Genomic DNA, 23,285 nt, shown 5'->3' with positions numbered 1-23,285 from the left:
CTCAGCCCCGCTTCTGCTTGACGATCTGCTCCTGATCGATGTCGACGTCCTCACCGTCACCCGCGGGCGCGTCGCCGCCTGAGACGCCGGAGCCGTCACTCGTCAGGAAGGTGCTCTTGAACTTCTCGACGCCGCTCTCCAGCTTCGCGCGGGTGTCGTCGTCGAGCTTGCCGGTCGAGGCGAGCACGTCGATGACGTCGGTGTTGCGACGGAAGTAGTCGATGAGCTCGGCCTCGAATCGGCTCACGTCCGGCAGCGGAACGTGGTCGAAGTGCCCGTTCGTGCCCGCCCAGATCGAGATGACCTGGTCCTCGGCGTCGTACGGCGACAGCTGCGGCTGCTTGAGCAGCTCCATGAGCCGGGCGCCGCGCGTGAGCTGGGCGCGGGAGGCGGGGTCGAGGTCCGAGGCGAACATCGCGAACGCCTCGAGCGAGCGGTACTGGGCGAGCTCGAGCTTGAGCGTTCCCGAGACCGACTTCATCGCCTTGACCTGGGCGTCGCCGCCCACCCGCGACACCGAGATGCCGACGTCGACCGCCGGTCGCTGGTTCGCGTTGAAGAGGTCGGACTGGAGGAAGATCTGTCCGTCGGTGATCGAGATGACGTTCGTCGGGATGTACGCCGAGACGTCGTTCGCCTTCGTCTCGATGATCGGCAGCCCGGTCATCGACCCGGCGCCGAGGTCGTCCGAGAGCTTCGCGCAGCGCTCGAGGAGCCGCGAGTGCAGGTAGAACACGTCGCCCGGGTAGGCCTCGCGGCCCGGCGGCCGGCGCAGCAGCAGGGAGACGGCGCGGTAGGCCTCCGCCTGCTTCGACAGGTCGTCGAACACGATGAGCACGTGCTTGCCCTGGTACATCCAGTGCTGGCCGATGGCCGAGCCGGTGTAGGGGGCGATGTACTTGAAGCCGGCCGGGTCGGAGGCGGGGGCGGCGACGATCGTCGTGTACTCGAGCGCGCCGGCCTCCTCGAGGGCGCCGCGCACGGAGGCGATGGTCGAGCCCTTCTGGCCGACGGCGACGTAGATGCAGCGGACCTGCTTCGTCGGGTCGCCCGAGGCCCAGTTCGCCTTCTGGTTGATGATCGTGTCGAGGGCGATCTGCGTCTTGCCCGTCTGGCGGTCACCGATGATGAGCTGACGCTGACCCCGACCGACCGGGATCATCGCGTCGATCGCCTTGAGGCCGGTCTGCAGCGGCTCGTGCACCGACTTGCGGTCCATGACCCCGGGGGCCTGGAGTTCCAGGGCCCGCCGGCCGTCGGTGGCGATCTCGCCGAGACCGTCGATCGGGTTCCCGAGCGGGTCGACGACCCGGCCCAGATATCCTTCGCCGACCTCGACGGAGAGCACGTCGCCGGTCCGGCGCACCTGCTGTCCCTCCTCGATCCCGGCGAACTCGCCGAGCACGACGACGCCGACCTCGCGGACGTCGAGGTTCAGGGCCAGGCCCAGGGTGCCGTCCTCGAAACGGAGCAGCTCGTTCGCCATGACGCCGGGCAGACCCTCGACCTGCGCGATTCCGTCGGCGGCCATCGTGACCGTGCCGACCTCCTCGCGCGCGCTGGTGGCCGGCTCATAGGAGCTCACGAAGCTGTCGAGCGCAGCCCGGATCTCCTCGGGCTTGATCGTCAGTTCAGCCATGAGTGGGGATTCCTCTTCCTTTTCACCGCTCGAGTGGTATCCAGCGGGGCGAAGTCCAAAAAGCTTGTGGTCAGCCGGCCAAGCGCCGGCGTGCCTCGTCGAGGCGGGTGAGCACGGTGGCGTCCACGAGCTCGTCGCCCACCTGGATCCGCAGACCGCCCACGAGGGCGGGGTCCACGGCGACATTGACCTGCATGGTGCGACCATAGGCGCTCGAGAGCATCGCGCCCAACCGGTCCTGCTGTGCTCGGGAGAGCGGGACCGCGGCCGTGACCACGGCCAGGAGCCGGTTGCGCCGGGTGGCGGCGTGTTCGGCGACGCGCATGAGTCCCGCCGTGAGGGTGCGCCCCCGCGGTGCTGCGACGACCCGGCTCACCAGGTCGAACGCCTCCGAACCGATCCGCTCGCCGAAGACCGACCGCACCAGGTCGACTCGGCGCTCGGCGGGAAGGTCGCGGTTCGACAGGCTCAGCCGCAGCTCCCGTTCCTCGGCCAGGAGCCGCACGATCCGGAAGACGTCCTCCTCGAGGTCGGCGATCCCGTCACGGGAGTCGGCGGCCACGAGCAGGGAAGTGATCGCGAGTTCCTCGACGGCGTCGGTCAGGTCCCGTTCGTCCGACCACCGGTCGCGGGCGAGGCCCGCGATCAGGTCGGCGACCGGTTCGGCGACCGTCGCCCCGAACACGTCCGTGACGAGTCGGGCCTTCGCCTCCCCCTCCCGCGTGGGCTCGGTCAGCGCACGCCGCAGGCCCGCCGAGGAGTCGAGCACGTCGACGACCGCGAACAGCTGCCGGCCGTAGTCGGCGGCCTGCGGGCCCGCACCCGTGACGACCGGCTCCCACCGGCCCGCGGCGGCGGCCAGGCTGGCCGAGGAGGTCGCGCGCATCAGGACTCCTTGGCGGTCGACTCGGTGGCCGTGAGGGTTCCGTCCAACTCGTCCAGGAAGCGATCGATCACGCGGGACTGGCGTGCGTCCTCGGCGAGCGCCTCGCCCACGATCCGGGAGGCCAGTTCGCTCGCGAGCGACCCCACCTCCTCGCGCAGCGAGACGACCGCGGATGCCCGCTCCGCCTCGATCTGGCGCTGAGCCGACTCGAGGATGCGCGCGGCCTCCGCCTGGGCCTGGTCGCGGGCCTCGCCCCGGATCACCTTGCCCTCGGCGTTGGCCTCGTCCCGAATGCCCGCGGCCTCCCGACGGGCGGCCACGAGTTCGGCCTCCTTCTCGGACTGCGCCGCGGCGGCCTCGGCCTGGGCCTTCTGCGCGAGTTCCAGTCCGCCCTCGATCTTGGCGGTCCGCTCGTCGAGCAGGGCCGTCATCTTCGGCATGAGGTACTTGAAGAAGAAGAACCCGATCACGACGGTGACGACGGCCGACCAGAACAGGTCGAAGCCGGCGGGGATGAGGACGTCGAGTCCACTGATCTCGGCCACGGGCAGTGGCTCCGCGAGATTCATCGGTTACTCCTGATGTCGATGGGGCTGAACTGGCATGCGTCGCAGTCGGGGACTAGCCGCACCCGATCAGAAGATGAGGCCGGCGACGAGACCGAGCAGACCCAGCACCTCGATCAGCGCGGCACCGATCATCATGTTGGTGAAGAGCCGACCGGCGACCTCGGGCTGACGCGCCGTGGCGATCTGGGTCTGGCCGAACACGATGCCCAGGCCGATGCCCGGACCGATCGTCGCGAGGCCGTAACCAATGGTTGCGATATTGCCTTCCATGAACTTCCTTCCGTAGGACGCCCCGGCGGAGCGTCGAGTGGGGTGAGGCGGGTGAAGCGGATCAGTGCGATTCTTCGAGGGCGAAGTTGAGGTAGATCGCCGCGAGCAGGGTGAAGATGTACGCCTGCAGCAGCGCGACGAAGATCTCGAAGAGCGTGATGAACAGCGCGCCCGCGAACGCGAGCGGGCTGGCGATCTTCATGAGACCGGCCGATTCGAGGAGCAGGAACTGGGTCGCGGCGTAGGTGAGCACGAGCATCAGGTGCCCGGCCATCATATTCGCGAGCAACCGGATCGCGAGCGTCGCGGGCCGGATCACGAAGACCTGGAGGGCCTCGATCGGGGTGATGAGGACGTAGGCGACCGCCGGGATCCCCGGCGGGAACAGCTGCGACTTGAGGTAGCGCCCGAGGCCCTGCTTGCGCACGCCCGCGACGAGGTAGACGACGAGCACGACGACGGCGAGCAGCAGCGGCAGCCCCATCCGCGCGGTCCCGGCCGTGTTGAGCCCGGGCACGATACCCGCGATGTTCATCGCGAGGATGAGGAAGAACATCGCCGTGAGCATGGGCACGTACGGGCGCCCGCGGCGCTTCCCGAGGACCTGCTCGGCGATCTGCACGCGCACGAAGTCGAGGCCGAACTCGACGGCGGCCTGGCCCCGGCTCGGAACGAGCGTGGCCTTGCGGGTCCCGAGCCACAGCAGCAGGATGAGGAGACCGGCCACGACCAGGCGGACGAGCATGATCCGGTCGAAGGTGAGGATTCCGCTCTCCCACAGCGGGGTGGGAAAGAACTCGTCGATGCCCGGGGTGTGCAGGCCGCCACCCTCAGCGAGGACCGGCAGGGCGTTCATACCAGTAGACAGAATGCTCTCCAGCGATCTCAGGCAGTGGTTCATCTCCGGGGGAGGCGGCGTCGCGCGAACCGCTTGCGATACGTGCAAAAGTACGTGGCCAGGTTACCCGATCGGGGCCCTCCCCCGGCCAGGGTCGACTATGGCCGCAGTCACTCCGGTTCGTCACCCGTCCGCGCCGCCGGGCTCGACGGCCCGGAATCGGCGCGATCGCGGGGCTGCACCCGCGCCGGACCGTCCCCGGCCACCGGCGGCCGCGGGTTCGCTGTGACAGAGGTCACCGCGGGAGCCGGTTGCGCTCCACCCACGTACGGGATCCGGGCGCGGGCGACGAGCACGATCTCGACGATGAGCGCGCCGATGACGATCGCGAGGATCGTGGCCGCGAAGGTCCCCCGATGGTAGAACTCCTGGCCGCGAAGCCAGAACACGACGACGCCGAGGATGACCATCTTGACCATCCAGCCGCCGAGCAGCACCGCCATGAGCAGGTGCATGCCGCGCCCGGCCACGAGGTAGAGGCCGCCGACGGTCGTGCCGGTGAAGAACAGCCCGAGCGCGGCGGCGATGAGCGCGGCCCACACGCCGGGCCACCCGGCGATCAGCGCGCCGGCCACGAGCCCGGCCGCCCCGAGGGCGCAGGTGAGGATGATCAGGCCGACGAAGACCCGTCTGATCAACGCGAGGATCTCGGGGGTGTTGACGTAGGAGTCCGCATTCGGTGCGCTGGGGCTCATGGCTGTCCGATCATGATCGTGGTGAGGCCGGGTCGCTCGAGGGCGACGCGGTCGCGGGGGACTGGGCCCGCGCGCGTGCGGCCCTCGGCAGCCGGACGGTAACCCCGATCGCGAGGAGGAGTCCAATCCCCGTGACCACCGCCACCCAGACGCCGGGGAAGATCGCGAGGGCGGCGGCGCTGAACGCGATGAGGGTCGCCCACGTGTACATGATGAGCACGGCATTGCGGTGGGAGTGACCGAAGTCGAGCAGTCGGTGATGCAGGTGGGTCCGGTCCGCGTGGAACGGCGAATGCCCCTTCGCGAGCCGCCGCATCGTGGTGATGACCATGTCGAGCAGCGGCAGCAGCAGCACGGCGAAGGGCAGCAGCAGCGGGAGGAAGGCGGGCAGCGCCGTCGTGGTCGTGAGCACGGCCGGGTCGATCTGTCCGGTCACGACGATGGCCGCGGCCGAGACCGTGAAGCCGAGGAACATCGCCCCGGAGTCCCCCATGAACAGCGAGGCGGGGTGGAAGTTGTGGGGCAGGAAGCCGAGGCACACGCCCACGAGGCAGGCGATGACGACCGTGGCCAGGTTGGAGTAGTCGGTCGGGTTGTCCGTGCGGGTGAGCATGTAGCTGTAGATGAAGAACGCCGCTCCCCCGATGGCCATGAGCCCGGCGGCCAGGCCGTCGAGTCCGTCGACCCAGTTGACGGCGTTGATCACGACGACGACCACGACGACCGTGGCGATGAGCGAGAGCCGGGAGGAGCCGATCGTCAGCCCGAAGATCGGAAAGGTGATGAGCTGGACCCCCTGCCAGGCGAGCAGCCCGGCGGCGAGCATCTGGCCGATGAGCTTCGTGATCCAATCGAGGTCCCAGATGTCGTCGGCGACGCCGAGCAGGCAGACGAGGCCGGCGCATCCGAGGATCGCCCAGGGCAGCCCGTCGGCGAAGACCGTCTCCAGGAACGGCATGGTCGAGGCGACGACCATCGCGACCACGAGGCCCGCGAACATGGCGACCCCGCCGAGCCGCGGGGTGGGCACGCTGTGGACGTCCCGGGAGCGCACCGGGGTCACGGCATGCACCTTCTGCGCGAGGCTGCGCGCGAGCGGGGTGGCCAGGTAGGTCACCGCGGCCGCGATCGCCATGAGCAGGAGGTAGATCCTCACGCAGGCTCGTCCTGCTCGGCAGGCGCCCCGATCAGATCCGGCGGCGGGTCGCTCCCGGCCAGGACGGCGGGCGCCTCGGGCTCCGGCGGCGCCGGCTCGCCCGCCGTGGCCGAGTCCTGGTCGCCGGCGGCGAGCTCCGGGGCGACGGCGGCCAGCTCGGCGACGCTCAGGGCCCCCTCGCGCACGATCCGCAGCACGCCGGTGCTCGCGTCGACGATCGTCGAGGGCACCCCGCCGCTCACGGGTCCGCCGTCGAGGTAGACCCGCACGGACCCGCCCAGCTGGGCCCGCGCGGCGGCGGCCGTCCGCGCCGCGGCGCGACCGGACTTGTTCGCGCTCGAGACGGCCAGCGGGCCGGTGCGCCGCAGCAGGGCGAGCGCGAACTCGTGATCGGGTACCCGCAGGGCGACGGTGCCCTCCGTCTCCCCGAGGTCCCAGACGAGGGAGGGCTGGGCGCTGAGGATGAGGGTGAGCGGGCCGGGCCAGAACTTCTCGGCCAGCGCACGGGCCGCGGCGGGAACGTCGGTCGCCAGGCCGTCCATCGTGCGCACGTCGCCGATGAGCACCGGCGGCGGCATGTTCCGGCCCCGCCCCTTCGCCGCGAGCAGCCGGCTCACCGCCGCGGGGGTGAAGGCGTCGGCCGCGATCCCGTAGACCGTGTCCGTGGGTATGACGGCCAGGCCGCCGCCGGCCAGGGCGCGGGTGGCCTCGTCCAGATGCGGCCACCAGGTCGCGGGATCCGTGCAGTCACGCAGTTCGCTCACGGTCAGTAGTCTCCCACGCCGTCGGCGGCTCCCGTCTCACCCCGGCAGCCGGTTCCGGCCCGCGTCGCCACGAGCATCCGGTCGCGCCCGGTGAGGTCGGGCCGGGTGTGCACGCCGGTGAAGGCGCCGCCGGCGGCGGCGAGTCGCCGGGTCCGGGGGCCCTGCACGTCGGCGTGTTCCATGACGAGCAGTCCCCCCGGCCGCAGCAGCCGCGCGGCGGCCGCGATGACGGCGCCGGGCACCGCGAGGCCGTCCGGGCCTCCCCCGTAGAGCGCGAGTTCGGGGTCGTGGTCGCGCACCTCCGGATCCACCGGCACCGCGTCCGGGGGGATGTACGGCGGATTGGAGACGACGACGTCCACCCGGCCGGTCAACTCGCCCAGGAGCGTGGGGTCGCGCACGTCGCCGACCACGACGGACGGCGAGGCGCCGACGCGGGCCGCGTTCGTCGTCGTCAATCGGACCGCCTCCCGGCTCCGGTCGATCGCCCAGACGCGCGATGCGGGAACCTCCGTCGCGACGGCGAGCGCGAGCCCGCCGGCGCCCGTGCACAGGTCGACCACGAGCGGGCGGGCGACCCCGCGGGCGGCGTCGATGGCGACCTGGGCCACGACCTCGGTCTCGGGCCGGGGCACGAACACCCCGGGGCGCACGAGCAGGTCGAGGTAGCGGAAGGTCACCCGGCCGGTCAGGTGCTGGAGCGGCTCGCGGCGGCGCCGACGATCGACGAGCTCGGCGTAGGCACCAGCAAACCCCGGCGGCACCGGTGGGGGGAGGATGAGGTTGAGCCGGTCGACGCCCAGGACGTGGGCGGCGAGGGTCTCGGCATCGGGGCGCGGGGAGGCGACCCCGGCGTCCGCGAGCACGGCGGCCGCGGCCCGCACGAGCGCGGGCAGGTCGGACGTCACGTCCCGAGCGCGTCGCTCGCGTGGGCGAGTCGCTCCGCCTCGTCCATCTCGATGGCCGAGGTCACGACGGGGTCGAGGTCCCCGTCGAGGGCGTGGTCGAGGTTGTACGCCTTGTAGCCGGTGCGGTGATCGGAGATGCGGTTCTCCGGGAAGTTGTACGTGCGGATCCGCTCGGAGCGGTCGACGGTGCGCACCTGGGAGCGTCGCGCCGCGGAGGCCTCGGCGTCCAGTTCCTCCTGGCGCGCGGCGTGCAGCCGGGCCCGCAGCACCCGCATCGCGGCCTCGCGGTTCTGGATCTGCGACTTCTCGTTCTGCATCGAGACGACGATCCCGGTGGGCACGTGGGTGATCCGCACGGCCGAGTCGGTCGTGTTGACGCTCTGACCGCCGGGGCCGGAGGAGCGGTAGACGTCGATGCGCAGGTCGTTCGCCTCGATGTCGATCTCGCCGGCCTCCTCGACCTCGGGCAGCACGAGCACGCCCGCCGCGGAGGTGTGGATCCGCCCCTGGGACTCGGTCACGGGCACCCGTTGGACCCGGTGCACGCCGCCCTCGTACTTCAGGTGGGCCCACACCCCCTCGCTCGGATCGGTGATCGAGCCGGCCTTGATCGCGATCGACACGTCCTTGTAGCCGCCGAGGTCGGACTCGGCGGCGTCGAGGATCTGCGAGGACCAGCCCCTGCGTTCGGCGTACCGCAGGTACATCCGCACGAGGTCGCCGGCGAACAGGGCGGACTCCTCCCCGCCCTCACCCGCCTTGACCTGGAGGATCACGTCGCGGGAGTCGTCCGGGTCGCGCGGGATGAGCACGGTGCGCAGGTCCTCGGCGGCGGCGGCCTCCGCCGCCTGCAGCGCAGGCAGCTCGGCCGCGAAGTCCGGATCGTCCTGGGCGAGGTCCGCGGCGTCCGCCGCATCGGCGTGCGCCGACTCCCACGTGCGGTAGGCCCGCACGATCCGGCCGAGTTCGGCATACCGACGCCCGAGCGTGCGGGCCCGCGCCTGATCGGAATGCACCGCCGGGTCGGCCAGGGCCGCCTCGATGTCGGCGTGTTCGGCGAGGATCGGCTCGACGACGACGAACTCGTTACCCGCGGCCATCAGCGGGACAACGACCGGCGCAGCGCGGCCTTCTCCGCCGGGGTGACCCGGATCGAGCCGAGGAAGCCCTCGTTCGTGGCCTGGCCGAGCGACTCGGCCAGCCAGTCGAGACCCGACTCGGGCGTACGGTCCGCGAGCATCCGCCGCAACACCTGCCGGTGGGCGAGGTCGTCGAGGTCGAAAAGCTCGTCCTCGCGTCGGGTGGCCGAGGCGCGCACGTCGATCGCCGGGAGGTGCCCCGCCGCCACGAGGTCCGCGTCGAGCGTGATCTCGGCGGTCGCGGTGCCCGTGAACGCCTCGGCGATCTGGTCGTCGAGTTCGGTGCCGCCCGTGGTCAAGGTGGCGATCATCGTGAGCGAGCCGGCGTTCTCCACCGTGCGGGCCGCCCCGAAGAACTTCTTGGCCAGGTGCGCCGCATTCGTGTCGAGGCCGGCGCCGGACCGGCTCGAATGGGCCGCGGCGTGGTAGGCGCGGGTCAGGGCGGTGAGCGAGTCGAGCAGGAGCACGACGTCCTGCCCCATCTCCACGAGCCGCTTGGCCCGCTCGACGGCGAGCTCGGCGACGGTCGTGTGGTCGGTCGCGGGCCGGTCGAACGTCGAGGCGACGACCTCGCCGCGGACCGCCCGCTCCATGATCGTCACGTCCTCGGGTCGCTCGTCGAGCAGCACCATCATGAGATGGGCCTGCGGGGAGGCGTCGGCGATCGTGGCGGCGAGCTGCCCGAGCAGCGTCGAGCGTCCGGAGGCCGTCGGTGCGTGGATGAGCGCGCGCTGGCCCAGTCCGAGCGGGGCCACGAGATCGATGATGCGCGGCCCGAGCGCACCGCTGCCGAGCGGCAGCCGTCGCTGCGGGTACACGGGGGTGAGGTCGGCGAACTCCGGGCGCGCGGTGGTCTCCTCGACGGCGATGCCGTTGATCGAGTCGAGCCGCACGAGCGCATTGAACTTCTGCCGGTGGTTGCTCTCGCCCTCCCGCGGCTGGCGCACGGCACCGGTGATCGCGTCGCCGCGACGCAGGCCGGACTTGCGCACCTGGCCGAGGTTGACGTACACGTCGGAGGTTCCGGGCTGGTAGCCCGTCGTGCGCACGAAGGCGTAGTTGTCGAGCACGTCGAGGATGCCGGCCACGGGCACGAGCACGTCGTCCTCGTGGATGTCGTCCTCCTCGTAGGCCGAGGTCTCGCGCGCGGGCGTGCGGCGCTTGCGATCGCGGCCGCGGTCCCGACCCCGCCGCCGGCGCCCGGCGCGATCGCCGTCGGCGTCCGCGTCGGATCCGGCCGATCGCGGCGAATCCGCCTCGCGGTCCTGCGGGTCGGGGAAGTGGATGATGTCGTCGAGGGAGGCGAGCGCCTCCTCCGGTCCGCGGCCGGAGCGGGACGGCTGCTGAGTCGCCTGCCGGGCCTGCTGCTGACGGGCGCGCCCGCCGTTGCCGGTGCCGTCCCCGGCACCGGGCCCGGCACCGGCCCGTCTCGACGGGGCCTCGCCCCCGGTGGCGGCGGACCGCTGGGCCTGCGGACGCGACTGTGTTTGCTCGGTCCGCTCGGCCCGCTCGGCCCGCTCGGTCCGCTCGGCCGGCTTGGTTCGAGCGGCCGGCTCGGCCGGCTGGGTTCGCGAGGCCGGCTCGGCCCGCTCGGCGGCCTGTGCTCGATCCGGCTGCTCGGCCGGCCGGGGAGCGGACTCGGCCGCGCGGTCGCCGCCGATCTCTGCCAGCACGTCGAGCGTCGGCGCCTCGTGGCCGGCCCCGCCGACCGGCTTGGTGCGCCCGCGCCCGCGGCTCGTCGCCGCCCGACGCGAGCTCCCCGCGGCACGCTGGCCGGACGTCCGGGCCGCCGACGCGGGCCGGGCCTCGCCGGTCGGCCGGCTCGGCTCGTCCCCGGCCGAGGGAGCCGACTGAGCTGACGGAGCCGACTGGGCCGCTTGGGCCGGCTGGGCCGCTTGGGCCGGCTGAGCCGGCTGAGTCGCTCGAGCCGGCTGGGTCGCGGCGCCGGCCCGGATCGCCTCGATCAATTCGCCCTTACGCAGCCGGGAGATGCCCTTGAGGCCGAGCTGCCCGGCGATCGCCTGCAGCTGCGCCAGCTTCATTGCCGACAACGCAGCGGTGGATGCCTGGTCCTTGGATTCAGTCACGAGAGTCCTTCTCGATCCGAGCCGGCTCCGAAAGGAAGAATGGCTCGATTGTCATGGGAGGCCCGAGGGTAAGAAACCATTCCGGGCTGGATCGTCGCCCGGGTGGGTGCGCACGCGCACTCGCTCCGACGGTGACCGGAGGGCGACGGGCACAACACTAGCGCAGCCGAGCGGGATCCGGCGCCCTCCCCCGAGGTCCGTATCCGCGGCCCGACGGACGGGGCGCGGGCTCACTCGGAGCCCGCCACCGCCCCACTCGAGGCGACGGCGATCGGGTGCACCTGCCAGTCCGGGTCCACCATCGAGCGCGCCTCGGCGGTGAACCCGTCGAGCACGACGATGCTCGGTCCGGCCCCGGAGACCACTGCGGCCGACCCCGCGGCCCGGAGCCGCTCGAGCAGCGCGAGGGTGGCGGGCATGACGTCCCGGCGATAGTGCTGGTGGAGCCGGTCCTGCGTCGCCGTGAACAGCAGGTCGTGCCGGCCGCCGAGGGCGAGCGCGAGCAGGCCCGCCCGGGCCGCCGTGAACGCGGCATCGGCGTGCGGCACCTGATCCGGGAGCGCTCCGCGGGCACGCCGGGTGGCCAGTCGGCGCGACGGCACGAGCACGACCGGGCGCAACGAGGCCGCGCCCTCGATCCGTGCGGCCCGGGCGACGCCGTCCTCGACGAACGCGATGGTGGCGCCCCCGTGCAGGGCCGGTGCCGCGTTGTCGGCATGACCCTCGAACTCCGTCGCGAGCGTGAGCAGGGCCGCGTCGTCCAACGCCTCCGGGTCGCTGATGAGGCCGCGTGCGAGCACGAGACCGGCGATCGTGGCAGCCGCGCTCGAACCGAGGCCGCGGCCGTGCGGGATGCGATTGTGACACTCGAGCACGAGACCGGCCTGGGGCGCGTCGACGTAGTCGAGCGCCGCGCGCAGCGCGCGCAGCACCAGGTGGTCGCCGTCGGTGGGGACGACGCCCGCCCCCTCCCCCGTGACCGACGCGCTGCTCGCGCCGGTCACCGCCCGCACCCGCACGTCGTCCCACAGGTCGAGCGCGAGGCCGAAGGAGTCGAAGCCCGGCCCGAGGTTCGCGCTCGTGGCGGGCACCCGCACCCGGGCGCGATCGCCGGTGAGCCGCATCAGAGTTCGAGCGCGCGGACGGCGTCCGCCGTGGTGGCGCCGATGACCTGCGGCTCCAGGTCGCGGCCGCCGAGCGCCGTCGCCGTGTCCTTGAGACCGTTGCCGGTGACCGTGCACACGATCGTGGCACCCGCGGGGACCTCCCCGCGTTCCGCCCGCTGCAGCAGCCCGGCCACGCTCGCCGCCGAGGCGGGCTCGACGAACACGCCGACCTCGGCGGCGATGAACGCCTGCGCGGAGAGGATCTCGGCATCCGTGACGGCGTCGATACGTCCCCCGGACTCGTCCCGCGCGGCCACGGCGAGCGACCAGGAGGCCGGGTTGCCGATGCGGATCGCGGTCGCGACCGTCTCCGGGAACTCGACCGGGGCCCCCTTGACGAGCGGAGCCGCCCCCTCGGCCTGCACGCCCCACATCGCCGGCAGCTTCGAGGAGACGCCGTCGGCGTGGTATTCGCGGTAGCCCATCCAGTAGGCGGAGATGTTGCCGGCGTTGCCCACGGGCAGCACGTGCAGATCCGGGGCGTCACCGAGCGCGTCGACGATCTCGAACGCCGCGGTCTTCTGGCCCTGCAGCCGGTAGGGGTTGACCGAGTTGACCAGTGCCACGGGGTAGGCGTCGGCGAGCTCGCGCACGATCCGCAGGCAGTCGTCGAAGTTCCCGTCGACGGCGATGAGCCGGGCCCCGTGCACGATCGCCTGGGCGAGCTTGCCGGCGGCGATCTTGCCCGCAGGCAGGATCACGGCGCAGCCGAGGCCCGCGCGGGTGGCGTAGGCGGCGGCCGACGCCGAGGTGTTCCCCGTCGAGGCGCACACGACGAGCTCGGTGTCCGTGCCGGCCACCTTGCTCATCGCCATGGTCATGCCCCGGTCCTTGAAGGACCCGGTGGGATTGGCGCCGTCGACCTTGAGGTACACGGTCGCCCCCGTGCGCTCCGACAGGTGCGGGGCCGAGACCAGCGGTGTGCCGCCCTCCCCCAGCGACACGACGGTGTCGGCGTCCGTGATCGGGAGCCGATCGGAGTATTCGGCGATGAGTCCGCGCCAGAGAGTGGCCATCAGTGTCCTTCCACGCGCAGGATCGAGATGATCCGCGTCACTGGTTCCAACGTAGCGAAGGTCGCCATCGTCGCGTCCAGGAGAGCCTGCTCCGCCTGGTGGGTGACGATGGCCAGTTCGGAGCGGTCCTGGGCGATCGAGGTCTGCCGCACCGTCTCGATCGAGACATCGTGCTCCGAGACGACGGTGGCGATCTCGGCGAGAACGCCCGGACGGTCGACCACCTCGAGCCGGATGAGGTAGCGGGTCGGCACGAGGCCCGGCTCGACGATCCGCGCCCCCAGGTAGTTCGACTCGGCCGGTGCGCGCCCGCCCCCGACGGCCGACCGGGCGGCGTCGACGATGTCTCCGAGCACCGCGGCCGACGTCGGCGCCCCGCCCGCCCCCTGCCCGTAGAACATGAGGGTGCCGGAGGATTCGGCCTCGATGAAGACGGCGTTGTACGCCCCGCGCACGCCGGCGAGGGGGTGGTCGAGTGGCACGAGGGCGGGATGGACCCGCACGGCGATGCCGTCGTCGACCATCTCCGCGATCGCGAGGAGCTTGATCACATCGCCGGTGGCGGCGGCGGCGTTGATGTCGGCGGCCGTGACCGAGCGGATGCCCTCGGTGGGCACGTCCTCGGCGCTCACGCGGGTGTGGAACGCGAGCGAGGCGAGGATCGCGGCCTTCGCGCCGGCGTCGAGGCCGTCGACGTCGGCGCTCGGATCGGCCTCGGCGTATCCCAGTTCCTGGGCGCGGGTGAGGGCGGTCTGGAAGTCGAGGCCGGTCGTGGTCATCTGGTCGAGGATGTAGTTCGTGGTGCCGTTGACGATGCCGATGACGCGTTGGATCCGGTCGCCGACGAGGGATTCGCGGATCCCGCGCACGACGGGCACGGCGCCGGCGACGGCCGCCTCGTAGAGCAGGCTCGCGTGGGCGGCGTCGGCGGCCTCGTGCAGCGCGGGACCGTGGCTGGCCAGCAGCGCCTTATTCGCCGTGACGACGCTCGCCCCGGCCTCGAACGCGCGCTGGATGAGGGCACGGGCCGGGTCGATGCCGCCCATGAGCTCGACCACGAGGTCGGCGGAGTCCACGAGCGCCTCGAGGTCGGAGCTGAGGAGTTCGACCGGAACGACGGGATCACGCATCGCATCGGGATTGCGCACGCCGATACCCGTGAGCTCGATCGCGGTGCCGGCGCGGGCGGCCAGGTCGTCACGGTCGGTCAGCAGGCGCCGCACGACCTCCGTGCCGACGACTCCGCAACCGAGCACGACGCAGCGCAATGGGGAGGGCTGTGCGGTCATGATCTCCTCAGCGACGATGGGGCGATGGCTCGCCCAAGGATACGGGCATCCCCGGAGGCGCCGCACCGGCGTCTCAGCGGGCCGGCCGGCTCAGCCCAGATCGAGGGCGAGCAGGTCGGCGACGGTCTCCCGGCGCACGATCTCGCGCGGCTCGCCGTCACCGAGCGCGACCACGCCGGGCCGGGGCACGAGGTTGTAGTTCGAGGCGAGGCTCCGGCCGTATGCGCCGGTCGCGGGAACGGCGAGGAGGTCCCCAGCTCGGATGTCGGCGGGGAGCTGCACCTCCTCGACCACGATGTCGCCGCTCTCGCAGTGCTTTCCGACGACGCGGGCGCGCACCGTCTCGGCGCCGCCCACGCGATTCGCGAGCATCGCGGTGTAGGAGGCGTCGTAGAGGATGGTGCGGATGTTGTCGCTCATGCCGCCGTCGACGGAGACGTAGAGCCGCTGCGAGCCGTCCTCGGTCGTGACGGGCTTGACCGTGCCCACCGTGTACACGGTGACCATCGCGGGACCCACGATCGACCGGCCGGGCTCGATCGAGATCTCGGGCACACTCGCCCCGAGCGCCGCGCACTCCGCGCGGACGGCACCGGCCAGGTCGGCCGCGACGACGGCCGGGTCGAGGTCCGCCTCCCCGGGAAGGTAGGCGATGCCGTAGCCGCCGCCGAGGTCGATCTCCGGCACCTCGATGCCGGCGGCCTCCGCCTCGGCGCGAAGGCCGAGCACGGCGCGGGCGGCCTCGGCGAACCCGCCGGAGCCCATGATCTGCGAACCGATGTGGGAATGGAGCCCGACGAGCCGCAGCCCGGGCGAGGCGGCGATCGCGTCGAGGGCGGCCCGGGCGGCGCCGGTCGCGAGCGAGAGCCCGAACTTCTGGTCCTCGTGGGCGGTGGCGATGAACTCGTGTCCGCCGGCATGGATACCGGTGGTCACCCGCACCATGACCGGCACGTCGCTCGCGCCCAGGTCCGCGGCCACGCGGGCCACGAGCTCGATCTCGGGGAGCGAGTCGATGACGATCCGCCCGACGCCGGCGCCGATCGCCGTGGCGATCTCGCCCGCGGACTTGTTGTTGCCGTGCAGCCCGATGTCCTCCCCGGGGATCCCGGCCGCGAGCGCCGTGGCCAGTTCCCCGCCGGTGGCGCAGTCGACCCGCAGCCCCTCGGCGTGGACCCAGCGCAGCACGGCCGTGGAGCTGAACGCCTTGCTCGCGTAGTAGACCGCGACCGGCCGGCCGAACGCGGCCGCGAACGCGTCCCGGAACCGGGCCGCGCGGGCCCGCAGATCGGCCACATCGAGAAGGAAGGAGGGCGTCGCGAACGTCTCCGTGAGATCGGTCACTGGATACCCGGCCAGTTCGAGCACGCCGGCGCGCACCGCGGCTCCCGCGGGCCACGGAGCACCGAGCGGCGCGGGCGGGATCTGGCTAGATTCGGCGGTGGCGATGGCGTCGTCCCTTCGGGGGAATGGAGAACTAGCGGCTCATGCTAGGCCACGTCGCCGCCCGCCCGCCGATTCGAGATCGGCGTCGCCGTGCTGCTAAGCTTCCCGACGGTGCACACCACCGGCGGCCCCCAGGGGAAGCGCCGCGCGGGTGCATCGAGATCGCCCCTGTAGCTCAGTGGATAGAGCGTCTGCCTCCGGAGCAGAAGGTCGTGGGTTCGAGTCCCGCCGGGGGCACCGCCGATGCGGTGCCCGACACTGGCCGACGGCGGCCGGTGATCGCACGCAGTCGTGCGGGCTCGCTAAGGTGGAGCCCGTGACCGATACCTCGACTCCGGGCCGGCTCGGCCAGAACTTCACCCTGACCCACGGCGAGATGGTCGCCGACATCGTCTCGTTCGGCGCCCACCTGCGCACCTTCCGGGTGGGGGCGCGCGACGTCGTCACGCCGTTCGGGATCGACGAGTTCCCGCCGGCGAGCTCGGGCGCCGTGCTCGTGCCCTGGCCCAATCGGCTCGAGGACGGCCGCTACACCTGGCGTGGCGGCGACCACCGGGCGCCGATCAACGAGGTCGACCGGATGACCGCACTGCACGGGCTGATGCAGTGGCAGCACTGGTCCGGGGTGCTCATCCACGACGCCTGCGTCCGGCTCTCGGCCACCCTGACGGCCACGCCCGCCTACCCGTTCACGCTCGAGCTGAACATCGAGTACCTGCTCACCGCCGAGGGCCTCGAGGTGACCCTGCGGGCCACGAACACCGGGGCCGAGGACGCCCCCTACGGCAACGGCTTCCACCCCTGGCTCTCCCCCGGGCCGGGCGGGCTCGACACGGCGGTGCTGAGCGCCGACGCGACCACCTGGTACCCGACCGACGAACGGCTGCTGCCCACCGGGATCGAACCGCTGCCCGACCACTTCGACTTCCGCAGCCCCCGTCCGGTGGGCTCGACGACCTTCGACGACGCGTTCGGCTCCCCCACGTTCGACGCGGACGGGCGCTCCTGGGTGCGCCTGCGCGGGGACGACGGCGCCACCGCCGAGGTGTGGATGGAGTCGCCGTTCGCGCTGTGGCAGCTGTGCTCGGCCGGCCCCGGCGCGGACGGTCGGCGGCCCGGGCTCGCGGTCGAACCGATGACCTGCCCCGCGAACGCCTTCCGCAGCGGCGACCATCTCCTCACCCTGGCCCCCGGCGAGACCCACACGGTGCGCTGGGGAGCGAGGCTCACCCGGGACTGATCGCGGCTCACCGCGCCAGGAGGGCGTCGACGTCGGGCAGGCCGTCGAACCGGCCGAACGGACCGGTCGCGGCGCTCTCCTCGGCCGCCCGGAGGCCTCCGGCCCAGGCAGAGGCCTCGATCGCGTGGCCGCCCTCGAAGTCGGCGTTCACGGGCACATCGACCGCCCCCGCGACGGCGCGCAGGTGCGCCGGCACCGGCTCGACCGGAACGTGAGCGTCGGCCCGCCCGGGCGCTACCGGCCGAAGCACTCCAGGTTGGCGCCCGTCAGCGGGGCCGCATCGTGCGAGGCGAGCCAGGGCACCGGATCGACGGTCGTGAGCTCACGGTCGGTGTGGATCTCGAGGTGCAGGTGCGGGCCGGTCGAGTTCCCGTAGGAGCCGACGCCACCGATGACGTCGCCGACGCGGAGCTCCTGGCCCTGGCTCACGTACACGTCGTTCGGGTACATGTGGATGTACCAGGACCACACGGACTCGCCGTCGATCTCGTGGCGCACGATGACGAGCGTGCCCGAGCGGCCCTGCTTGCCAGGGCCGACGTACTCGACGACGCCATCGGCGACGACGTGAATGGGGGTGCCGGCCGGGGCGGCGAAGTCGACGCCGGTGTGCATCGAGTTCCGGCCCCACATGGAGCGGTAGCCGTAGGTCGAGGTGGTGCGGTAGGAGCCCTGCGGGAGCGGCATGATGACGCCGATCGGGGCACTCGCGACCTCGGCGGCCGCGGAACCGTTCGCCTCGGCGGCGAGGTTGCCGCACGTGGGAGTGCGTTCCTGGCTGCGGCTCGCGGAGACGACGGCGCGCACCGAGGCGAGCGGGTCGGCCGAGAGGTTGTTCGTGTCCACCGCGTCGGTGCCGTAGGAGCTGCCGGCCGCGAGCACGTCGAGTCCGCTGACCCCCGCGAGCGCGGTCGCGCTGGCGCTCGAGTCGCCCGGCACTCCCCCGACGAGCGGCACGACGGTCGTCGCTGCGGCCAGGCCGCCCAGGAGCACCACCCGGGGCGCCCACGTGTGCTTGACCCGAACACCTCGGGCGCCGTGGCCGGCTCGGGCATCGTGACCGGATCGGCCGCCGCGGCGGAGTGCACGAGCGGATCGCGTCGGCGCGGGCTCCACGGCGTCCGAGGAGTCCGGGGCCACGGCCGTGATCGCCGCGGCGATCTGGCGGGTGCCCATCGGATCCGTCTGCTCGGGGACACTCTCCGGGACGACGCCGCGCACGCTGCTCATCGACAGCGCCGCCGAGGCTCGCCGCTCGGCCGCACCCCCCGAGTCTTCAGAGCTCTGAGAACCATCAGAGCCGTGAGAACCGGTCGGGTCCACCGCCTCGGCGCGGGTGGCTTCGCGCTCGGCGCGCCGCTCCGCCTCGCGGATGGAACGACGGGTCGGGACAGCCTCAGCGGGCACATCACGCTGAGGATTCACACGGCCTCCGGTAGGTCACGATCGATCACGGGCTGGACAACGTTCAGCACTGTAGCGCGTCGGACCGGCCCATGCGAGCCCGAGCGTTCACATGTGGACAGACATTCACAGTTCCGCCTCAGCCCCGGTTACCTCGGTCACCCGGGCGCCGCCCGAGATGGTGGATGCGCTGCATGGAATCGCGCACCTCGCCCACGAGCTCCTCGAGGATGTCCTCGAGGAAGACGATCCCGATCGGAGCCCGCCCGAGCGATCCACCCGCCGCGAGCTCCCCTGCGTCCCCGGTCACGAGCGCCAGGTGGGCCCCGGTGCGCTGCATCCGCCCGAGCACGTCCTCGACCTCGTCGCCGCGTCCGGCCACGGTGAGGCCGCGGATCCGCCAGGGCGGAACCGGATCGTGACGATCCCGTTCGGTCGTGGCGTAGAGCACGTCCTTGAGGTGGAGGTAGCCGACCAGTTCCCCCTGCCGCTCGATCGGGAACCGGGAGAAGCCGGTGCGGGTGACCGCGGCCTCGAACTCGGCGGGGGTGAGCGAGGCGGGCAGCGCGTCCACCTCGGCGAGCGGAACCATCACCTCGCCGGCGGTGGCGGCGGAGAACTCGATGGCGCCGCTGATGAGGCCGAGATCGTCGTCCAGCACCCCCTCGGCCTGGGAGCGCTCGACGATCGAGGCGACCTCCTCGGCCGTGAAGGTCGCACTCACCTCGTCCTTCGGCTGCACGCCCACCCAGGTGAGCATGTGGTTGGCCAGCCAGTTGAGAGCGCCGATGACCGGTGAGACCGCCCGCCCGATCCACACCAGCGGGGGCGCGAACAGCAGGGCGGCGCGTTCGGGGCCGGCGACCGCGAGGTTCTTGGGCACCATCTCGCCGAGGACGACGTGCAGGTACACGACGATGAGGAGCGCGAGCGTGAAGCCCACGACGTGCGAGGCCTCGGCCGGCAGCCCGGCGGCCAGGAGCGGCGCCTCGACCAGGCCCGCGAGCGCCGGTTCGGCGACGGCCCCGAGCCCGGTCGAGCAGATCGTGATCCCGAGTTGGGCACAGGCGAGCATGAGCGAGACGTTCTGGACCGCCCACAGGGCCGTCGCCGCCCCGCGCGTGCCCTGCTCCGCAAGTGGTTCGAGTTGGGCCCGCCGCACGGACATGATGGCGAATTCGGCGCCGACGAAGAACGCGTTGCCGGCCAGGAGCGCCAGGCCCACGAGCAGCGCGGTGGTCGTGTTCACTCGTCGCCCCGGGAGCCCTCGGCGCGCACCTGCACGAGGTCGACCCGCCGGCCGTCCATCTCCATCACGCGCAGGCACACCCCCGGCAGCTCCACTTCGTCACCCCGCTCGGGCAGCCGCCCGAGCGCCGTGATGATGAGCCCGCCGATGGTCTCGTACGGGGCCTCGTCGGGCACCCGCACGTTCGTGTGGGACCGCAGTTCGTCGGGACGGAGCGTGCCCGGCACGACCCACGTGTCCGGCCCCGTCGGCCGCACCGGCCGATGGCGCCGGTCGTGTTCGTCCGCGACCTCGCCCACGATCTCCTCGACGACGTCCTCGAGCGTGACGACCCCGGACGTGCCGCCGTACTCGTCGACGACGACCGCCATCTGCATCCCCTGGGCGCGCAGCTCGAGCAGCAGGTGCCCGATCGGCATGGTCTCCGGCACGCTCGGGGCGGGATCCATGAGCGCGGCCACGGGCACCTCCGTCCGCCGGTCGTACGGGACCGCGATGGCTCGCCGCAGGTGCACGAGGCCGACGATCTCGTCGGGGTTCTCGCCGATCACCGGGAAGCGGGAGTGTCCGCTGCTGCGCGCGAGGCCGATGAGGCCCTGTGCCGATTCGTCCCGACGCAGCGAGATCATCCGCATCCGATCGGTCATGACGTCGACCGCGCTCAGGTCACCGAGGGCGATCGAGCGGGTGAGGAGGGAGGCCGTGCCCGCGTCGAGCGTGCCGGCCGCGGCGGAGTGGCGCACGAGCGAGGCGAGCTCCGGCGCGGAGCGGGCGCCGGAGAGCTCCTCCTTCGGCTCGACCCCGAAGCGCCGCAACAGCACGTTCGCCGAGGAGTTGAGCACCGTGATGATCGAGGCGAAGACCCGGGTGAAGCCGCGCTGGAGCGGGCTGACGAGGATCGCCACCCGCATCGGCTCGGCGATCGCCCAGTTCTTGGGGATGAGTTCGCCGAAGAGCATCGAGAGGGCGTTGACGAGCACGAGCGAGAGGACGACCGCGACCGCGGCGGCCACGCCCTGGGCGAGGCCGCTGAGCGTCAACCCCGCGCCGAGCACGTTGGCCAGGGCCTTCTGCATCGTGTATCCGAGCAGGATCGTCGTGAGCGTGATGCCCACCTGGGCGCCGGAGAGCTGCGTGGAGAGCTGCTTGAGTGCCCGGGAGACGCCGACCGCGCGCTTGTCGCCGGCGGCGATGCGGCCCTCGACGGCCGCCGGGTCGAGCGCCACGAGCGAGAACTCGGCCGCGACGAAGACGAAGGTTCCCGCCGTGAGCGCCAGGCCGAGGAGGATCAGGAGCCAATCAACGACCATGATCCCTGCCGAGTCGACCCGTCACGGAACCGGTATGCGGGCCCGTGATGGGGCCGGTATGACCAGACATACGGGCCAGACTACAACGAGGAGTCGCGCTCCCGAGGCGAGGCGGATGTGCCACAGTGAACCCATGCCAGCATCGCAGACGCCGCCGGTCGTGCTCGTGATCGAGGACGAGCCCGACATCGCCTCCCAGATCGCACGCCGGCTGCAGGCCGAGGGATGGAGCGCGCACACGGCGGCGGACGGTCACGCCGGGGTGGAGGCCGCGACCCGGCTCCGCCCGGATCTCATCGTGCTCGACGTCATGCTTCCCGGGATCGACGGCCTCGAGGTGTGCCGGCGGATCCAGGCCGAGGACGCCGCCCAGGGCCGGCACGGGGCCCCTGTGCTCATGCTCACGGCCCGCGACGACGAGACCGACATGCTCATCGGGCTCGGCGTGGGCGCCGACGACTACATGACCAAGCCGTTCTCGATGCGCGAGCTCGTGGCCCGGCTCAAGGTGCTGCTGCGCCGCATCGAACGGGTCTCCGCCTCCATCGCCGCGCACCGCAGCGAGCCGGCGATCGCGCTCGGCGACCTGACGATCGACCGAGCGTCGCGGCGGGTGACCCGGGGCGGGGAGGAGGCCCATCTCACGCCGACGGAGTTCGACCTGCTCGTGTGCCTCGCGGAGAGTCCCCGCACGGTGCTCTCGCGCGAGCGGCTGCTCGCGGAGGTGTGGGACTGGGCGGACGCCTCGGGCACCCGGACGGTCGACTCCCACATCAAGGCGCTCCGTCGCAAGCTCGGCTCGGAGATCATCCGCACCGTGCACGGGGTCGGATACGCGCTGGAACCCGTGGATGCCCCCTGACGGCACCGGTGACCGTGCCGCCCGGGCCGCCCAGGCCGACCGGGCGGTGCGGCACGCGCGGGTCACGGCCTGGCGCTCGCGGCTGCGCGCGGCGCTGACCGACCTGCGCCCGCTCGACCCGGTGCGGTCGATCAAGGCGAAGCTCAGCGTCATCATCGGCGCGACGGTGACGATGTACATGATCGTCACGTGGGTCGGGATCCGGTTCGAGTTCGGGGTGCTGCGGACCTTTCCGGTCGCCCTCATCCTCTCCCTCGCCGTGACGCAGCTGCTGGCACGCGGGATGACCCGCCCGCTGCGGGAGATGACCGCCGCGGCCGATGCGATGGCCCGCGGGGACTACTCGACGCGGGTGCAGACCGAGTCCCAGGACGAGGTGGGCGAGCTCGCCCGCGCGTTCAACTCGATGGCCTCGGATCTGGCGACCCTGGACACCCAGCGCAAGGAGATGGTGGCCAACGTCTCCCACGAACTGCGCACCCCGGTGGCCGCGCTGCGCGCGCAGGTGGAGAACATGGCCGATGGGGTCGTCGAGGCCGACGCCGAGGCGCTCGAGGCCACGCTCGCCCAGATCGAGCGGCTCTCCCGCCTCATGACGTACCTGCTCGACCTGTCCCGACTCGAGGCCGGGGCGGCCGAGCTCAACCTGAGCGAGATCCCGATCGCGGAGTTCCTGCGCCAGGTGACCCGGGAGGCCGAGCACGCCAGTGCCAAGAACCTGCGCTGGCAGGTGCGGGTCACCCCGGCCGGCGCCGTGCTGGTCGGTGACGACGAGCGGCTGCGTCAGGTGCTCGCGAACCTGCTCTCGAACGCCTCCCGGCACTCCCCGGCGGGTGGCACCGTCACGGTGACCGGCCGGCTCGAGAGCGCGACCGGCGAGGTGATCATCGACGTGCTCGATCAGGGAGGCGGGATCCCGCTCGCCGACCGCGCCCGGGTCTTCGACCGGTTCGAGCGCGGCAACGCCCCCGGACAGACCGGGCTGCCCTCGACCGGTGGGACCGGGCTCGGGTTGGCGATCGCCCGATGGGCCGTCGGACTCCACGGCGGCACGATCGCGGTGGCGGATCCTCCCGGCGGGGCCGGCACGCTCATCCGGGTCCGGCTGCCCGCCCGCGGCTCGCAGCGCCGCGAGCACACCCAGCCGATCCCCCAGCGGCCCGCAGCGCCGGACGGACGATTCCACGACCCCCGCCCAGGGCATTCCTGACCCGGCTTTTGCCCCCTGTTGACACCGTGCGGCGGCCACGCGCGGCGAGAGTGAATAATCCGCACAATTCGTCGCCGCCGGC

General features: G+C 72.3%; 22 protein-coding genes and 1 tRNA gene. 4 read left to right on the top strand and 19 right to left on the bottom strand.

The genetic code is table 11. From position 1 onward, the window contains the following. Nucleotide 1: 1 nt before the first annotated feature. The 15 genes from atpA to lysA all read right to left on the bottom strand — a co-directional run bounded on the left by atpA (nucleotide 2) and on the right by lysA (nucleotide 15,862). Nucleotides 2-1,639: a F0F1 ATP synthase subunit alpha gene (gene atpA / locus GCE65_RS04800; protein ID WP_152817657.1), complete on the bottom strand. Its 1,638-nt coding sequence runs from the start codon at nucleotides 1,637-1,639 to the stop codon at nucleotides 2-4. A 70-nt stretch (nucleotides 1,640-1,709) separates the two neighbouring features. Next, the gene (locus tag GCE65_RS04795; protein WP_152817656.1) at nucleotides 1,710-2,525 is read right to left on the bottom strand and encodes a F0F1 ATP synthase subunit delta; all 816 of its coding nucleotides are present in this window, start codon (nucleotides 2,523-2,525) and stop codon (nucleotides 1,710-1,712) included. Next, complete coding sequence (locus GCE65_RS04790; RefSeq protein WP_152817655.1) at nucleotides 2,525-3,094, bottom strand: F0F1 ATP synthase subunit B; 570 nt, start codon at nucleotides 3,092-3,094, stop codon at nucleotides 2,525-2,527. The genes GCE65_RS04795 and GCE65_RS04790 overlap by 1 nt, the downstream gene beginning before the upstream one ends. 66 nt (nucleotides 3,095-3,160) lie before the next feature. Beyond that, on the bottom strand, nucleotides 3,161-3,364 hold the full coding sequence (gene atpE, locus GCE65_RS04785) for an ATP synthase F0 subunit C (RefSeq protein ID WP_152817654.1): 204 nt from the start codon (nucleotides 3,362-3,364) through the stop codon (nucleotides 3,161-3,163). Nucleotides 3,365-3,425: 61 nt separating this feature from the next. Continuing rightward, complete coding sequence (gene atpB, locus GCE65_RS04780; protein ID WP_152817653.1) at nucleotides 3,426-4,220, bottom strand: F0F1 ATP synthase subunit A; 795 nt, start codon at nucleotides 4,218-4,220, stop codon at nucleotides 3,426-3,428. A gap of 152 nt (nucleotides 4,221-4,372) precedes the next feature. Continuing rightward, nucleotides 4,373-4,957, bottom strand: coding sequence for a hypothetical protein (locus GCE65_RS04775; protein WP_153877571.1), 585 nt, complete (start codon nucleotides 4,955-4,957; stop codon nucleotides 4,373-4,375). A 10-nt stretch (nucleotides 4,958-4,967) separates the two neighbouring features. Further along, nucleotides 4,968-6,113: an MraY family glycosyltransferase gene (locus tag GCE65_RS04770; RefSeq protein ID WP_153877570.1), complete on the bottom strand. Its 1,146-nt coding sequence runs from the start codon at nucleotides 6,111-6,113 to the stop codon at nucleotides 4,968-4,970. Continuing rightward, the gene (locus GCE65_RS04765; RefSeq protein ID WP_153877569.1) at nucleotides 6,110-6,877 is read right to left on the bottom strand and encodes an L-threonylcarbamoyladenylate synthase; all 768 of its coding nucleotides are present in this window, start codon (nucleotides 6,875-6,877) and stop codon (nucleotides 6,110-6,112) included. Before GCE65_RS04765 ends, GCE65_RS04770 begins: the two co-directional genes overlap by 4 nt. Nucleotides 6,878-6,879: 2 nt before the next feature. Then, entirely contained in the window at nucleotides 6,880-7,785 is a 906-nt protein-coding gene (gene prmC / locus GCE65_RS04760; RefSeq protein ID WP_153877568.1) for a peptide chain release factor N(5)-glutamine methyltransferase, read from the bottom strand. After that, nucleotides 7,782-8,885: a peptide chain release factor 1 gene (prfA, locus tag GCE65_RS04755; protein WP_152817650.1), complete on the bottom strand. Its 1,104-nt coding sequence runs from the start codon at nucleotides 8,883-8,885 to the stop codon at nucleotides 7,782-7,784. The genes prmC and prfA overlap by 4 nt, the downstream gene beginning before the upstream one ends. Continuing rightward, nucleotides 8,885-11,011: a transcription termination factor Rho gene (gene rho / locus GCE65_RS04750; protein WP_153877566.1), complete on the bottom strand. Its 2,127-nt coding sequence runs from the start codon at nucleotides 11,009-11,011 to the stop codon at nucleotides 8,885-8,887. Before rho ends, prfA begins: the two co-directional genes overlap by 1 nt. Before the next feature lie 230 nt (nucleotides 11,012-11,241). Beyond that, entirely contained in the window at nucleotides 11,242-12,135 is an 894-nt protein-coding gene (gene thrB, locus GCE65_RS04745; protein WP_153877565.1) for a homoserine kinase, read from the bottom strand. Then, nucleotides 12,135-13,193 (bottom strand): threonine synthase, encoded by a 1,059-nt coding sequence (gene thrC, locus GCE65_RS04740; protein WP_152817647.1) that lies wholly within the window; start codon nucleotides 13,191-13,193, stop codon nucleotides 12,135-12,137. The genes thrB and thrC overlap by 1 nt, the downstream gene beginning before the upstream one ends. Further along, on the bottom strand, nucleotides 13,193-14,482 hold the full coding sequence (locus GCE65_RS04735) for a homoserine dehydrogenase (RefSeq protein ID WP_152817646.1): 1,290 nt from the start codon (nucleotides 14,480-14,482) through the stop codon (nucleotides 13,193-13,195). The genes thrC and GCE65_RS04735 overlap by 1 nt, the downstream gene beginning before the upstream one ends. 90 nt (nucleotides 14,483-14,572) lie before the next feature. After that, nucleotides 14,573-15,862, bottom strand: a complete 1,290-nt coding sequence (lysA, locus tag GCE65_RS04730; protein WP_228760118.1) for a diaminopimelate decarboxylase — start codon at nucleotides 15,860-15,862, stop codon at nucleotides 14,573-14,575. A 230-nt stretch (nucleotides 15,863-16,092) separates the two neighbouring features. Between lysA and GCE65_RS04725 the strand changes: the two genes are divergently transcribed. Next, nucleotides 16,093-16,165, top strand: a tRNA-Arg gene (locus tag GCE65_RS04725). A 79-nt stretch (nucleotides 16,166-16,244) separates the two neighbouring features. Continuing rightward, entirely contained in the window at nucleotides 16,245-17,168 is a 924-nt protein-coding gene (locus GCE65_RS04720) for an aldose 1-epimerase family protein (protein WP_153877562.1), read from the top strand. Between the two features lie 7 nt (nucleotides 17,169-17,175). On the opposite strand, the gene GCE65_RS04715 is transcribed toward GCE65_RS04720, so the two are convergent. The 4 genes from GCE65_RS04715 to GCE65_RS04700 form a co-directional block, all read right to left on the bottom strand. Then, nucleotides 17,176-17,364 carry a hypothetical protein gene (locus GCE65_RS04715; RefSeq protein ID WP_153877561.1) on the bottom strand — a complete coding sequence of 63 codons (189 nt, stop codon included), beginning with the start codon at nucleotides 17,362-17,364 and terminating at the stop codon, nucleotides 17,176-17,178. A gap of 38 nt (nucleotides 17,365-17,402) precedes the next feature. After that, nucleotides 17,403-18,575, bottom strand: coding sequence for a M23 family metallopeptidase (locus GCE65_RS04710; RefSeq protein ID WP_153877559.1), 1,173 nt, complete (start codon nucleotides 18,573-18,575; stop codon nucleotides 17,403-17,405). A gap of 136 nt (nucleotides 18,576-18,711) precedes the next feature. Further along, nucleotides 18,712-19,821: a hemolysin family protein gene (locus GCE65_RS04705; protein WP_153877557.1), complete on the bottom strand. Its 1,110-nt coding sequence runs from the start codon at nucleotides 19,819-19,821 to the stop codon at nucleotides 18,712-18,714. Beyond that, nucleotides 19,818-21,131 (bottom strand): hemolysin family protein, encoded by a 1,314-nt coding sequence (locus GCE65_RS04700; RefSeq protein WP_153877555.1) that lies wholly within the window; start codon nucleotides 21,129-21,131, stop codon nucleotides 19,818-19,820. The genes GCE65_RS04705 and GCE65_RS04700 overlap by 4 nt, the downstream gene beginning before the upstream one ends. A gap of 133 nt (nucleotides 21,132-21,264) precedes the next feature. Here GCE65_RS04700 and GCE65_RS04695 point away from each other — a divergent pair, with 133 nt between their 5' ends. Further along, nucleotides 21,265-21,993 carry a response regulator transcription factor gene (locus GCE65_RS04695; RefSeq protein WP_227992896.1) on the top strand — a complete coding sequence of 243 codons (729 nt, stop codon included), beginning with the start codon at nucleotides 21,265-21,267 and terminating at the stop codon, nucleotides 21,991-21,993. Then, nucleotides 21,983-23,203 (top strand): cell wall metabolism sensor histidine kinase WalK, encoded by a 1,221-nt coding sequence (locus GCE65_RS04690; RefSeq protein WP_153877554.1) that lies wholly within the window; start codon nucleotides 21,983-21,985, stop codon nucleotides 23,201-23,203. Before GCE65_RS04695 ends, GCE65_RS04690 begins: the two co-directional genes overlap by 11 nt. The last annotated feature ends 82 nt before the right edge of the window (nucleotides 23,204-23,285 follow it).

It is taken from the genome of Pseudactinotalea sp. HY158 (genome assembly GCF_009660225.1).
Classification (GTDB): domain Bacteria; phylum Actinomycetota; class Actinomycetes; order Actinomycetales; family Beutenbergiaceae; genus HY158.
The sequence above is the reverse complement of the archived record's forward strand: the minus strand, read 5'-3'. Positions and strand labels throughout refer to the sequence as shown.

Excerpts from the sequence above, each read along its gene's own strand:
- atpA (WP_152817657.1), bottom strand. The coding sequence starts at position 1,639 with ATGGCTGAACTGACGATCAAGCCCGAGGAGATCCGGGCTGCGCTCGAC.
- GCE65_RS04795 (WP_152817656.1), bottom strand. The coding sequence starts at position 2,525 with ATGCGCGCGACCTCCTCGGCCAGCCTGGCCGCCGCCGCGGGCCGGTGG.
- GCE65_RS04790 (WP_152817655.1), bottom strand. The coding sequence starts at position 3,094 with ATGAATCTCGCGGAGCCACTGCCCGTGGCCGAGATCAGTGGACTCGAC.
- atpE (WP_152817654.1), bottom strand. The coding sequence starts at position 3,364 with ATGGAAGGCAATATCGCAACCATTGGTTACGGCCTCGCGACGATCGGT.
- atpB (WP_152817653.1), bottom strand. The coding sequence starts at position 4,220 with ATGAACGCCCTGCCGGTCCTCGCTGAGGGTGGCGGCCTGCACACCCCG.
- GCE65_RS04775 (WP_153877571.1), bottom strand. The coding sequence starts at position 4,957 with ATGAGCCCCAGCGCACCGAATGCGGACTCCTACGTCAACACCCCCGAG.
- prfA (WP_152817650.1), bottom strand. The coding sequence starts at position 8,885 with ATGGCCGCGGGTAACGAGTTCGTCGTCGTCGAGCCGATCCTCGCCGAA.
- thrB (WP_153877565.1), bottom strand. The coding sequence starts at position 12,135 with ATGCGGCTCACCGGCGATCGCGCCCGGGTGCGGGTGCCCGCCACGAGC.
- thrC (WP_152817647.1), bottom strand. The coding sequence starts at position 13,193 with ATGGCCACTCTCTGGCGCGGACTCATCGCCGAATACTCCGATCGGCTC.
- GCE65_RS04735 (WP_152817646.1), bottom strand. The coding sequence starts at position 14,482 with ATGACCGCACAGCCCTCCCCATTGCGCTGCGTCGTGCTCGGTTGCGGA.
- GCE65_RS04700 (WP_153877555.1), bottom strand. The coding sequence starts at position 21,131 with ATGGTCGTTGATTGGCTCCTGATCCTCCTCGGCCTGGCGCTCACGGCG.
- GCE65_RS04695 (WP_227992896.1), top strand. The coding sequence starts at position 21,265 with ATGCCAGCATCGCAGACGCCGCCGGTCGTGCTCGTGATCGAGGACGAG.
- GCE65_RS04690 (WP_153877554.1), top strand. The coding sequence starts at position 21,983 with ATGCCCCCTGACGGCACCGGTGACCGTGCCGCCCGGGCCGCCCAGGCC.